This is a genomic window from Snuella lapsa, assembly GCF_039539345.1.
Taxonomy (GTDB): Bacteria; Bacteroidota; Bacteroidia; order Flavobacteriales; family Flavobacteriaceae; genus Snuella; species Snuella lapsa.
The window spans coordinates 36,722-49,343 of sequence record NZ_BAABCY010000040.1 but is presented as its reverse complement, the minus strand read 5'-3'; the positions used below and the strand labels follow the sequence as shown (position 1 = coordinate 49,343).

11 protein-coding genes are annotated in these 12,622 nt (G+C 34.5%); 4 read left to right on the top strand and 7 right to left on the bottom strand.

What is annotated here, in order from left to right; all coding sequences use genetic code 11:
- Window positions 1–108: 108 nt before the first annotated feature.
- The 7 genes from ABD792_RS08840 to ABD792_RS08810 form a co-directional block, all read right to left on the bottom strand.
- Window positions 109–2,874: an outer membrane beta-barrel protein gene (locus ABD792_RS08840; RefSeq protein WP_345005553.1), complete on the bottom strand. Its 2,766-nt coding sequence runs from the start codon at window positions 2,872–2,874 to the stop codon at window positions 109–111.
- A gap of 217 nt (window positions 2,875–3,091) precedes the next feature.
- The gene (locus ABD792_RS08835) at window positions 3,092–3,580 is read right to left on the bottom strand and encodes a hypothetical protein (protein WP_345005551.1); all 489 of its coding nucleotides are present in this window, start codon (window positions 3,578–3,580) and stop codon (window positions 3,092–3,094) included.
- On the bottom strand, window positions 3,581–4,108 hold the full coding sequence (locus ABD792_RS08830) for an FMN-binding protein (RefSeq protein ID WP_345005550.1): 528 nt from the start codon (window positions 4,106–4,108) through the stop codon (window positions 3,581–3,583).
- Window positions 4,109–4,214: 106 nt separating this feature from the next.
- Window positions 4,215–5,393: a porin gene (locus tag ABD792_RS08825; protein WP_345005549.1), complete on the bottom strand. Its 1,179-nt coding sequence runs from the start codon at window positions 5,391–5,393 to the stop codon at window positions 4,215–4,217.
- A gap of 158 nt (window positions 5,394–5,551) precedes the next feature.
- Window positions 5,552–6,415, bottom strand: a complete 864-nt coding sequence (locus ABD792_RS08820; RefSeq protein ID WP_345005548.1) for a hydroxymethylglutaryl-CoA lyase — start codon at window positions 6,413–6,415, stop codon at window positions 5,552–5,554.
- A 126-nt stretch (window positions 6,416–6,541) separates the two neighbouring features.
- A complete protein-coding gene (locus tag ABD792_RS08815; protein ID WP_425568134.1) occupies window positions 6,542–7,159 on the bottom strand; it encodes a LysE family translocator in 618 nt (205 codons plus the stop codon).
- Between the two features lie 9 nt (window positions 7,160–7,168).
- Window positions 7,169–8,197: a quinone-dependent dihydroorotate dehydrogenase gene (locus ABD792_RS08810; protein WP_345005546.1), complete on the bottom strand. Its 1,029-nt coding sequence runs from the start codon at window positions 8,195–8,197 to the stop codon at window positions 7,169–7,171.
- Between the two features lie 137 nt (window positions 8,198–8,334).
- Here ABD792_RS08810 and pepT point away from each other — a divergent pair, with 137 nt between their 5' ends.
- The 4 genes from pepT to ABD792_RS08790 all read left to right on the top strand — a co-directional run bounded on the left by pepT (window position 8,335) and on the right by ABD792_RS08790 (window position 12,562).
- A complete protein-coding gene (gene pepT / locus ABD792_RS08805; protein WP_345005544.1) occupies window positions 8,335–9,573 on the top strand; it encodes a peptidase T in 1,239 nt (412 codons plus the stop codon).
- A gap of 183 nt (window positions 9,574–9,756) precedes the next feature.
- Window positions 9,757–10,356, top strand: a complete 600-nt coding sequence (locus tag ABD792_RS08800; RefSeq protein WP_345005543.1) for a magnetosome magnetite crystal formation protein family — start codon at window positions 9,757–9,759, stop codon at window positions 10,354–10,356.
- Between the two features lie 104 nt (window positions 10,357–10,460).
- The gene (locus ABD792_RS08795; protein ID WP_345005541.1) at window positions 10,461–11,954 is read left to right on the top strand and encodes a sulfatase; all 1,494 of its coding nucleotides are present in this window, start codon (window positions 10,461–10,463) and stop codon (window positions 11,952–11,954) included.
- Window positions 11,955–11,965: 11 nt separating this feature from the next.
- Entirely contained in the window at window positions 11,966–12,562 is a 597-nt protein-coding gene (locus ABD792_RS08790; RefSeq protein ID WP_345005540.1) for a YdeI/OmpD-associated family protein, read from the top strand.
- The last annotated feature ends 60 nt before the right edge of the window (window positions 12,563–12,622 follow it).

The following is a 12,622-nucleotide window of genomic DNA, read 5'->3' as shown; positions in this document are numbered from 1 at the left end:
ATTGCGTGCAAATATACAATTAATATCTAAGATATGATGTATAAGTTTTATCAGTTTTAACAATTAACTGGAAGTCCGAATGATTCTATTTTTTCTATATTCTACGAATTAACCACGCCCACTTCCTCTGGATCTATAACTGCTTCTTCCTCCTCTATAATCGCCTCGGCCAACATTCATATTTTGACCAGCAAACCGACCAAACTTATAGGTAAAGTTAAGCATAAAGTACTGCTTTAATATTTTGCTTTCAACATCTTGAATATAACTTTCTGCTACGGTACGACGGTAACCGTTATTTTTGCCAAGCATGTCGTAACCTACCAATGTTACTGTTGCCTTATTGTTCCACAACTCGGCTCCAATACCGGCATTCCAAAATACGGCATCACCATCAAAATCATCTCCAACTCTACTATTGTATCGATAAGATAGCTTATTGGACAGAAAAACATTTTTAAAGAAAAAGACTTGTGTATCGACCCTAATGTTCTGGACAAAATAATCATTATCGTTAAAAGCATCTGTATCATAAATGCTTCTGTTCATAGAATAGTTATATGAAGCGTTTAATTCTATCTTATTATCGTAGGCATACCTAAACGAAAACGAAGGCGTTATGGTAGTTGTTTGCGCCGTAAACTTTACATTGTTCTGGATAGATAAAATATTTCTAAACGCACCTTGTATTCTGGCATTTAAATTAATGTTCGTTTTTTTATTGAAAAACGATTTTGAGATAGCTGCATTCCCTGAAAGTGAATAATCGCCATTAATATTATCGTAAGTAGTATATCTAATTAAATCTGCATCGGTTATTGTAGAGGAAATAATTTTATCCTGAACAAATCCTGCTCTTGCATCCCCACTAATGTTTATGTGATGAAATGCCAAATTGTTCTGGTATTCAAAACTTATATTATGATTAACTTCTGGTTCCAATAACGGATTCCCTTTACGAATATGCGTTATATTACTAACATCCTCAATTGGTTGTAATTGATTTGCTGATGGCACATTTACATCCTGATTATATCTTAATGAAATATTCTTATAACCATTCTTATCTCTATAACGAATTCTACCTGAATAGGTAAAATACTTAAAATCCGTTTTAAAATTTCTGGCTGCTACCAAGTTGTCCTTATTGTTACGATAGGTATCGGTATAGGCTCCTTCTACTTCAAATCTAAAGTAGTTGTATTCATATCTAAATCTTAAAGATGGTTTTATGGCAAGGGAAACATACTTACTATCTGTACTTAACAAATCGTTGAATTCATCATAAACTTCGGTTGTTTCGTTATAGTCATAAACATATTTCTCATTTTCTTGAGAATTAACGGTAACCGAATATCTGGGAATAATTCTAAAATTGGACCAGATCTCTTTACTCCAAATAGCACTAAACCGTATGTTTGTATTTCCATTTTCAATATCATTTATCTGATCCTGTACAACCGTTGTGTTTTTATTGTACAGAACATTTTCTGAAAACCGTTTGCTATCGGAATTACCTTTAGTAAAGTTTGTACTTAATTCAAAGTTCATGTAATCCCTCCAGTTACCTGTAAGTGGTGTTACCCTAAGCGTATTATTTAATGAATAATTAGAGCTTGTAGTTTCGTTATGTGAGTTATAATCACTTGCCAAATCCCCATTACTGTATTCCGATTTTGTCTCCACATCAGAAACCGACTCGCTATTTGACCCGCTAAAATTTATATCGTTAGACAACTGTACGCGTTTATTGGAGCTTTTATTTTTAGGTTCTATAATGAACTTTAAATCCATGCCTCCATTATGGCTTTCTGAATCGTTAAACCCGCTACTTTTGGAATCGGTTATATAATTTAAATTGGGCAAGAAGTTTTCCCTATAGGTTTTCTGCTCCGTATCCGTTTGCTGTGAACTGTACCTATAATTACCATTTACCCTGGTTTCATCCCATCTCCCTTTAGTATAATTAGCTCCTAAAAAATCGGAGTCTATATGTCCATTACTCGTGTTGGTGTCTGGCAATGCATTAAAACCTCTAGACATATTAATGTTATTAGTACCAGAAATTATCCCCAATTGCTTACCATCTATAAGTTGAAATATATTAGCATTGGCCTGATATTTATCATCTGTACCATAACCCAATTTAACATCTCCAAAATACGCTCTGTTTTTACCTTTTTTTATTTTAAGGTTAATTTCTTTGGTTCCCGAATCGGATTCTTCTCCTGTAAACTTCTGCATATTGGTCTTATAATCGGTAACCTGTACCTTACTAACCACATTACTTGGTATATTTTTTAAAGCGATATCACCTCTTTTTTCGCCAAAAAATTGCATACCGTCTACATTAACAGCTTCAACTTCTACGCCATTTACAGTAATGTTGCCATCCATATCTATCTCTACACCTGGTAACTTTTTCAATAAGTCTTCAGCCTTATCGTTAGGAAGTGTCTTGAAACTATCGGCATTGTACTCAATGGTATCCTTTTTTATTACTACTGGCGGTGCTTTACCTATAACAGAAACAACATCCAATGCTTCTACTTGATCCTCTAATACAATCGTTCCTATGTTTAAATTATCTCCTTCTGGCACCAATATATCTTTACTATAAGGTTTATAACCCAAATAAGCAATATTAAAGCGTATTTTTGAAGCTTCCTCTGCATTCACCCGAATAGAAAATGCACCATCTTTATTCGTTATTCCATAGGCCATTACAACACTATCTTTAATACTTTGCAAGTAAACTGAAGCGCCTTCCAGGGTTAAAGAGGTATTATCTTTAACAATCCCTTCTAATGTGAATTTTTGAGCGTATAATGATATAGAAAAAAGAAACGCAAGGAGTAATAAGTTTTTTTTCAATGTTATTTTTAATTAGTGGTTTGCTCTTAGACACCAGTTATCCCTAAAAGTTTAACTTACGGTTGTTAAAAAAAGCCTAAAGCTTTATCTTAAAAAGATATTTTGTAGTTATACTGTTGGATTATAAAGGGCATGACTAATCCAAATTTAAGAAAAAGGGCAATAAACTACCTCAGTGCAAGTAAACAGGGTATTTAAATCTTGTTTATCGCGTAAACTATTTTTTTTGCAGTAACTGCCTTAGAACAATAATTATCGACATTGTAAATACAAGTGTCATTAAAAGCCCCGAAAGCATAACGATATATTTCATCCACAAAACCCCCTTCCACAAGAAGTAAAGTCCTCCAAAAGTAAGTATAACGGATATAAAAGGCTCTACAATTAAAAATAGTTTTAATTTATTTGTAAGCTGGGTAATAGAAACAATAATACCTAATAAAAAGAAAATAATAGACAGCGATAAAATATGGTTATGGACCAAGGTTAGCATTTCCTTATCACTCTTTTTAAAACGCATTACAGTTGCATTTTCGTCGTCTTCATTTCCTAAATACTGCTCTTCTATTCCATTGGGATGGGCTGTTGATGTTTCTCCAACAAATAATAAACCCGTGTAAAAACCGACACTCAAGACAATAACAAATGCCCCAATTAATAATTTAATCTCTTTTGGAAGCACATGTATTAATCCGTTAAGCTGCATTTACAAGATGTTTTTAGAGTGAAGTATTTTTAATGATTGTAATAAATTATTCATGGCATTGGTCATGGAACGCACAGAAATAGTGGCTCCCGAGATAGCAACGATATTATCTCCATATTTGAGGTCGTCTCCTTCTTTTTTACCTATAAATTGTTTTAACCAACGTTTGCTACCTATTTCTCCACCATATTCCTCCCTATATATCAACACTTTAGACTTTAGGACAATTAAATCTTTATCCAATAATACCAAATAATCGAACTGTGCTGTTTTACTTGGAGCTTTAGCCACATAGGCATAGCCTAAAAGCATATCATCAACAGTTATTTTAAACAGATTATCTTCACCAAATTGAGATGGTAAGTCTTTAGTATCCGCATCAGGAATTCGAACATTCGTAAAATGGAACGTTTCAATATTAAATGTATCCTTTATTGCTGCATCCACTCTTTTTTGAATATTTTTTGGCAAGCCAAAAGAGCACATAACAACTACTAAAAGTAATATATAAACCTGTTTAAATTTCATGTGGCAAAAATATTGAATTATTTACTTTTATAAACAACTAAAATGCCAAATAGCTAAAGCAGGAAATTTTTTCCCTGCTTTAGCCTTAACACTTAAAGAATATTCCTTAGAACCAAACGCCTATTCCAAAATTAAGTCTGTCGTCTACATTATCACCAGACAAAGCATTGTCTCTAAACTGATAATCACCTTTTAATACGACACCAGGAGCTATATGATAGCTTAATCCTGTAGTAATATCTGTTCTATTATAAGCATCGTCTCTGGTTAAAGTACCTGCAGTATCAGCGTGCGTATCATATTGCTCATATCTCAAAAATGCGAATAAACGCTGTTGCTTTTCTTGCGGCAATAAGTTGTATGCTCCTTCTAAATACCAACCTTGTAAAGCACTTCCTAAATCTTTTCCAGTAGCAGTATTATACGCTTCCGTATCACTTAAGCTTGCATAAATAAACTGTCCGCGAGCTGTAAACCTTTGGTACGCATAACGAGCATCCAAACCTAGCATTGAAACACCTATATTAGCACCATCAAGTTCTTCTATATCATCTTCTGCTTGTGTTTTCCCAGTATAACCAGCAAGACCTAAACGTAACCCTGGTAAACCGTAATAATCTAATTTCACAGACAATGTTGGGCTATCTACAGTAGACTTAATCGCTTTTTGTCTACCGCCTCGTAAACCATTAGAACCTTTTAAAAACCCACTTAAGCCCCCTTCTCCATCAGAAGTTGTAGACTTAAAACCATTAAATACGTAAGCTTGGTATCCCAAAGACAAGTCATTAAATCTACCTGTTACACCAACCCCAATTTCTCTCCAAGTAGTTGGTATAATAACATTATCTGTAGCAGGACGCTCTACACCATTAAAAGTTGTTGGTTCATGAAATTCATTAACAATTCCCATAGGCACCAACATTAAACCTCCTCTAAGACTCATATTAGGAGCTATAGCATAGTTAACAAAAGCTTGCTCTACATACACTTCTTCTACATGTTCAAATTCAACCTCTGTAACAAATTGTGTTTTGTCATTAAATTTATAACCAAAAAGAAGTACCAAACGCTGAACATCTAACTCTCCGTTTTGTGCTTCTTGCTGATTATATGTTATTTCCCCATAGGCCCCAACAGTAACAGCCTTCCCATAATTACCTGATAAAATACGTTGAGCTGCATTTAATTGTTTTTGAGGGTCGAATGTAATTGAATCTTGGACAGTTTGAGCATAAGTAACTGAAGCTATCAAAACTGTAAAAAGTAAAGTTAATTTTCTCATTTTCAAAAAATGTTATGTTTATTTAGATTTATTATAAATAATTATTGATTTCGAGGTGCAAATTTAAAACTCATTATGAGATACACAAAGTTTATTTAGATTAATTTTAAATAAATTTCAACAAGTAAACATAACTATTTAACAAACAGAAAATTACATCAATAATAGACGTTGAAAATCTTGGAAGCTTCATTAAAAGCACTCTCAAAACTCAGTGCATTTAGGCTATTATTTTTAACAGTTGTGAAGTAAGACAATAACTTTTCGGTTGGCATATTACCCGTTAATTCATCTTTTGCCATAGGACACCCTCCGAAGCCCTGGATGGCTCCATCAAAACGCCTACAACCCGATTTATAAGCGGCATCAACTTTCTCAAACCATGAACTGGGTGTTGTATGCAAATGTGCCCCAAATTCTATACGGGGATACTTTGGAATTAAATTAGAAAACAAATACGCTATACTTTCGGGAGTAGAGCTACCAATGGTATCGCTTAATGACAGTATTTTTACACCCATTGTACTTAATCGCTCTGTCCATTCTCCCACAATATCTACATCCCAAGGATCTCCATAGGGATTTCCAAATCCCATAGATATGTATACAACCACCTCCTTATTATTTTGATCGGCTATATTTAAAATAGTATCCAATATGGTAACCGATTGTGCAATGGTTTTATGTGTATTACGCATCTGAAAGTTTTCTGAAATAGAAAACGGATAGCCCAAATAATCGATCTCTGGATATTTTGAAGCTTCTAAAGCACCGCGTTCGTTTGCTACTATTGCTAACAATTTACTCGTAGTATGCGATAAATCCAATTGAGACAAAACTTCTGCTGTATCTACCATTTGGGGAATGGCTCTAGGCGAGACAAAACTACCAAAATCTATGGTATCAAATCCAACTCTTAACAGTGACTGAATATACTGTACCTTTTGTGCTGTAGGAATAAAAGTTTTTATGCCTTGCATTGCATCTCTGGGGCATTCTATAACTTTTACACGATCACTCATACAATTCAAACCTATTAAAAATTAGTCTATTTGATAAATAACAAATTTTAAATGTTACGAGGCTTACCTCGCAATTAAAATGGTTGTCTCTACAAATGTACATCGTCTTAATCTAAGATAGTTTATCTAAACTAAAATTAAAATGCCAATACACACTAAAACAATTATTTGAAACCACTTAAAAAAAACACCTGCTCTTTTATGTCCTTTAATATAAACAGCTATACTATCAGACAATATTGCAATACTTGAAAATACAATAAAGGATACTACTATAAAAAATCCCCCTAAAATATAAAACTGACTCACATTGCTTAAATAATCACTAAATAAAAAACCAGGAAAAAAGGCCAAAAAGAACAGTGAAACTTTTGGATTAAGGACATTCATTATAAAACCTTGCCTATACAACTTGATAAGGCTCTTTTTAGGCACACTTTGCATATCTAAACCAAGTTGTGCGTTACTTCTATACACGTTAAATGCTAAATAGAACAAGTAACCAACCCCAAATAATTTTATAATTAAAAACAGCTTATCATTTTGTTGTATTATGGTTGAGACACCAAAAGCTACCAGTGTGGTGTGTACCAAACAACCTGTCATTAAACCCAAGACCGTTGCAATCCCATATTTCTTCCCATGAACGATACTCTGCATCAGTACATAAACATTATCGGGCCCTGGACTTACAGCCAAAGCTGCCGATGCTAAAGTAAATGATATTAACACGGAGTATTCCAACCTAACCTTTTATTGTAACAAAGCCTTGTTGATCGCTTTAACCAAGCCGGGACCTTCGTAAATAAACCCTGTATAAATCTGTACCAAATCTGCTCCTGCTTTAATCTTCTCCAAAGCATCATCTGCAGAATGGATACCTCCAACACCTATTATCGGAAAGGTCTTTTTGCTCTTGTCTGCCAAATATTTTATGGTTCGTGTACTTTTATCTTTTATAGGTTGTCCACTCAAACCACCATTCCCTATAGCTTCGAGCTGTTCTTTTGAGGCCTTTAAATTACGTCTGTCTGTAGAAGTATTACTGGCTATAACACCATCAAGTTTTGTAGTGCTAACCAATTCCACAATTTCATCCAATTGATTATCATTCAAATCTGGCGCAATCTTTAAAAGAATTGGTTTTTGATTTTCAAATGTGTTATTGGCCCTTTGTACAGCACTTATCAGCTCTTCTAAGTATTCTTTATCGTTTAATTTGGCATGGCTTCCCACATTAGGACAACTAACATTAAGAACAAAATAATCTACATATGGATGCAAGGCATTAAAACACACTAAATAATCTTTCGTGTAATTTTCGGGTTTTGTGGCTGTGTTCTTTCCTATATTACCTCCAATTACAAGTTTTCCCTTATTCTTTTTTAGTTGGGAAATAGCAGCTTCAACACCTTCATTATTAAAGCCCATGCGGTTAATGATCCCCTGGTCGTCCTTTAAACGAAACAGACGTTTTTTGGGGTTTCCAGGTTGTCCCTTAGGGGTTACGGTACCAATCTCTATAAAACCAAAACCAAAGTTTGCCAATTCATTGTATAGCACAGCATTTTTATCGAACCCAGCCGCCAGTCCAACGGGGTTTTTAAAAGTAATCCCAAATAGCTTACGTTCCAGTCGTTTATCGTCAACAACATACAAACTTCTGTAAAGAGCTTTAAACCCTGGAATTTTAGAGGTATTCTTTATTAATGAAAATGTAAAATGATGAATCTTCTCTGGATCGATTTTAAAAAATAAAGGGCGAAGTAATAATTTGTACATCAGTATTATTTATGCAAAAATACTTCTAAATAAAAAATCAACCAATTCAAAAGGGAAAAAAATTAATAATCGTATTTTTAACCCCATAAAAAGGTTATTTATTTAAGTAACTTAAAATTCCCAAAAAACGCTATCAAATGATGGACAAACAACGTATTATAGACCGCTTTATAAGCTACGTTACTATAGACACCCAATCTGACGCTAAGTCCAATACGACACCGAGTACCAAAAAACAATGGGATTTAGCAAACAAGCTGGTTGACGAGTTAAAAGCTATCGGTCTTCAAGATGTTAGCATTGATGAAAATGCTTATATAATGGCAACGCTACCCAGTAATGTAGAACATGAGGTACCAACCATTGGCTTTATTTCTCATTTCGATACCTCACCAGATTTTACGGGTACTAATGTAAAACCGCAATTTATTCATAATTATGATGGTAAGGACATTGTATTAAATGCCGAAAAAAACATAATTCTATCTCCCGATTATTTTGAAGACCTTTTATTATATAAAGGTCAAACCTTAATTACGACCGATGGTAACACACTCCTGGGAGCAGATGACAAAGCTGGTGTTTGTGAGATTGTATCTGCTATGGAATATCTTATACAACACCCCGAAATTAAGCATGGCCCTATTCGTATTGGCTTTACTCCCGACGAAGAAATAGGACGTGGCGCCCATAAATTTGATGTTGAAAAGTTTGGAGCCGATTGGGCCTATACTATGGATGGTAGCCAGATTGGAGAACTAGAATACGAAAACTTTAATGCTGCTGGGGCAAAAGTTACCGTCAAGGGAAAAATAGTGCACCCTGGATATGCTAAGGGTAAACTTATAAACTCCATGTACATAGCTACCGAATTTATTAATTCGTTACCTCGATTGGAAACCCCTGAACATACAGAAGGATACCAAGGCTTTTTTCATTTATGCGACATTACGGGTAAGGTCGAAGAAACGGTTTTAGAATATATTATACGTGATCACGATCATGGACATTTTGAAGCTCGTAAAGAAGTTATGCAAAAAATAACCAATGAAATAAATGCCCAATATGGTAACGATGTTATTACTTTGGAAATTAAAGACCAATATTATAACATGAAGGAAAAAGTAGAACCTGTAATGCATATTGTTGACATAGCAGAAGAAGCTATGAAACAGCTAGGAATAAAGCCTTTAATAAAAGCCATTCGTGGAGGCACAGACGGTTCTCAATTAAGTTACATGGGACTTCCTTGCCCCAATATTTTTGCGGGAGGACACAATTTTCACGGACGTTATGAATATGTACCTGTAGAAAGTATACTTAAAGCCACCGAAGTTATCTGTAAGATCGCCAAGTTAACAGCTCAAAAAGAATAGAACAACACAATATATCATTTCAATACCACAACTTGATATGAAATATACCTTATTTTATATCAAGTTGTTTTTTTTGTAACAATACCAAGGGTTTGACACTAATGACGTAAACATGACGCAGTAAAGACGCTATCAACTGTAGCTAAGTCAAAATACTTTTACAGCAAATAAAAATCGCACAAAATGAATCATTCAAATTTAGCCCAACGCGTAAAAGAATTGAGAACCAGAAAAGGGTTTTCGCAAGAAATATTGGCAGAAATATCAGGCCTTAGCTTAAGAACCATCCAAAGGATTGAAAACAATGAAACCGTTCCTAGAGGTGATACCCTAAAACGGTTGGCTACCGCCCTAAACACATCGCCCGACGAAATTGTGGATTGGAAAATACAGGAAGATCAAGGTTATTTAACTTTAATGAGTGCTTCGGGCCTAGGCTTTTTATTTTTTCCTCTACTGGGTATTATTATTCCCTTAACCCTATGGATACTAAAAAAGGATAAACTAAAAGGAGTCAACGAACTGGGGAAATCGATATTGAACTTTCAAATTTCCTGGGTACTTCTATTATGTTGCTATTACATTTTTATTATATCTGGAGTACTGGGGCTTGGAAATATTTTTTCTAATATACTTCCCAATTGGCGGTTTGGTATACTAACATTTTTTATTCCTCTCATCTGTCTCTATTTATATAATATAATTGTAACAATTATCAATACCGTAAGGATCTATAAGAATAAATCCTTTAGGTACGTACCTGCACTAAGGATTTTGAGATAGCGAGAAACTTCCAAGAGTATTTATAACTAAAGGCATGATCTTAAATTTACAGAACATGTCTTTATTTTTTATCACAATAGCTTATCTAATAATGCATTATATTTATGCTCAAAATCAAATTACTCCATATGATCGTTAAGACACTACTTAAGTTATTCATTATTTCAACAACCATATTGGTATCATGCAGCAAACAAAATGAGAAACCCAATATTGTATTCATTGCTGTAGATGATTTAAGAACGGATTTAGGCTGTTATGACAACCCAGTAGTGCATTCACCAAATCTAGATAAATTAGCAGCAACAGGATTTCTTTTTGAAAACCACTTTGTAAATGTACCTACCTGTGGCGCTTCCAGACACAGTTTGCTTACGGGTATGCGTCCAACCACAAAAGCCCATCTTGGAAACGATATTACCGAACACGTCCTTTCTGACCAACCTGAAACAGACATTCCAGAAACCTTTATTCATCAACTAAAAAGAAATGGCTATCACACAGTTGGTATTGGTAAAATCAGTCACTCTGCCGACGGTCTTCTCTATGGTTATACAGAACAACCTTCGAACAAACGGGAACTGCCTTACAGTTGGGATGAGTTAATTTTCAATCCCGGAAAATGGAAAACAGGTTGGAACGCTTTCTTTGGCTACGCCAATGGTGAAAACAGACAAAGCCTGGACAGGCAGGTTAAACCTTATGAAAAAGGAAAAGTTAGCGACACTGGTTATGTTGATGGCCTAACCACACAGTTAGCTATTGACAAATTAAGAGAACTCAAAAACAGTAACAAACCATTTTTTCTAGGTGTAGGCCTTTTTAAACCGCATTTGCCCTTTACAGCCCCAAAAAAGTACTGGGACTTATATAACAGGGATTCCATTCCAATATCCGCTAACCCCACAACGCCGCAAAATGTAAACCCGCAAAGTTTACACAACAGCCACGAATTGAACGGTTATAAATTAGGGGAAGAAAAACCTACGCTTAACCAACCCGCATCAGATGCTTATGCAAAACAACTAAAACATGCATACTATGCCTGTATTAGCTATACAGACCATCTCATAGGGACAATAATTGACCAAATTAAAACACTTGGACTCGACGACAATACCATTATTGTGGTATGGGGCGATCATGGATGGCATTTGGGCGATCAACAAGTATGGGGAAAGCATACTATTTTTGAAAATGCCTTAAAAAGTACCTTAATAATAAAAGTACCTAACAGCAAACAAACAAAACCCATTACATCTATTGTAGAAACAGTTGATATTTATCCCACTTTAATGGCTCTGTGCAATGTAAATACTAATCACACCATAGATGGCGAAAGTTTTACAAACTTGTTAAACAATAACGATTCCTCTTCTCAAGATGATGTTGCCTACAGCTATTTTAAAAACGGTATTTCCCTAAGAACTGAGCGTTATAGACTTACTAAATACTTTAGAAAAGCAGAGCCTACTATCGAATTATACGATCATGACACTGATCCTCTGGAAAGTATAAATGTTGCTTCAAAATTTCCCGATGTCGTAAACAAGCTTATGCCTGTTTTAGAAAAAGGAAATACGGGGCTCTATAAATAAACTTTAAACGTGTGGAAAAAGTAACATCTGTTGAAGCATATATTAAATTGCACCCTCATTTTTCGAGAGCCTTACATGTGTTGCGAAATATCTTAACTAATACAGAATTAGAAGAAACTATCAAATGGAATGCCCCGGTGTATACCATTAACGGGAAAAATGTTATTGGTTTAAGTGCTTTTAAACAACACTTTGGGCTTTGGTTCTTTAATGATGTATTTTTAAAAGATACACATAACCAATTGATTAATGCGCAAGAAAATAAAACAAAGACATTACGACAAATGCGGTTTAAATCGATTGATGACATTAACGAAACCATAGTCGTAAACTATATAAAAGAAGCAATAGAAAATCAAAAATTGTGGAGTGTTCTAAAGCCCATCAAGAATAAAAAAGAAATTATCATACCACAGGCTCTAAAAAATAGTCTAGATAATGACGAAGTACTAAATAAGTGTTTTAAATCCTTAACGCCCTATAAACAACGTGAATTCTGCGAATACATTAGTTCTGCTAAAAGAGCAACCACGGCGCAAACACGGTTAAAAAAGATTATCTCTCTTATTATGCAAGGTATTGGACTAAACGACAGATACAGAAAATAAGCCTGCCCAAAAGTTTGATTTTCAAATGGATATTAGTTTATGCAAACTTTGTCTAGGACA

What these genes read in the sequence shown, in the direction of transcription:
- ABD792_RS08800 (WP_345005543.1), top strand. Translation starts at nt 9,757, where the DNA reads ATGAATCATTCAAATTTAGCCCAACGCGTAAAAGAATTGAGAACCAGA.
- ABD792_RS08835 (WP_345005551.1), bottom strand. Translation starts at nt 3,580, where the DNA reads ATGCAGCTTAACGGATTAATACATGTGCTTCCAAAAGAGATTAAATTA.
- ABD792_RS08820 (WP_345005548.1), bottom strand. Translation starts at nt 6,415, where the DNA reads ATGAGTGATCGTGTAAAAGTTATAGAATGCCCCAGAGATGCAATGCAA.
- pepT (WP_345005544.1), top strand. Translation starts at nt 8,335, where the DNA reads ATGATGGACAAACAACGTATTATAGACCGCTTTATAAGCTACGTTACT.
- ABD792_RS08825 (WP_345005549.1), bottom strand. Translation starts at nt 5,393, where the DNA reads ATGAGAAAATTAACTTTACTTTTTACAGTTTTGATAGCTTCAGTTACT.
- ABD792_RS08830 (WP_345005550.1), bottom strand. Translation starts at nt 4,108, where the DNA reads ATGAAATTTAAACAGGTTTATATATTACTTTTAGTAGTTGTTATGTGC.
- ABD792_RS08810 (WP_345005546.1), bottom strand. Translation starts at nt 8,197, where the DNA reads ATGTACAAATTATTACTTCGCCCTTTATTTTTTAAAATCGATCCAGAG.
- ABD792_RS08795 (WP_345005541.1), top strand. Translation starts at nt 10,461, where the DNA reads ATGCTCAAAATCAAATTACTCCATATGATCGTTAAGACACTACTTAAG.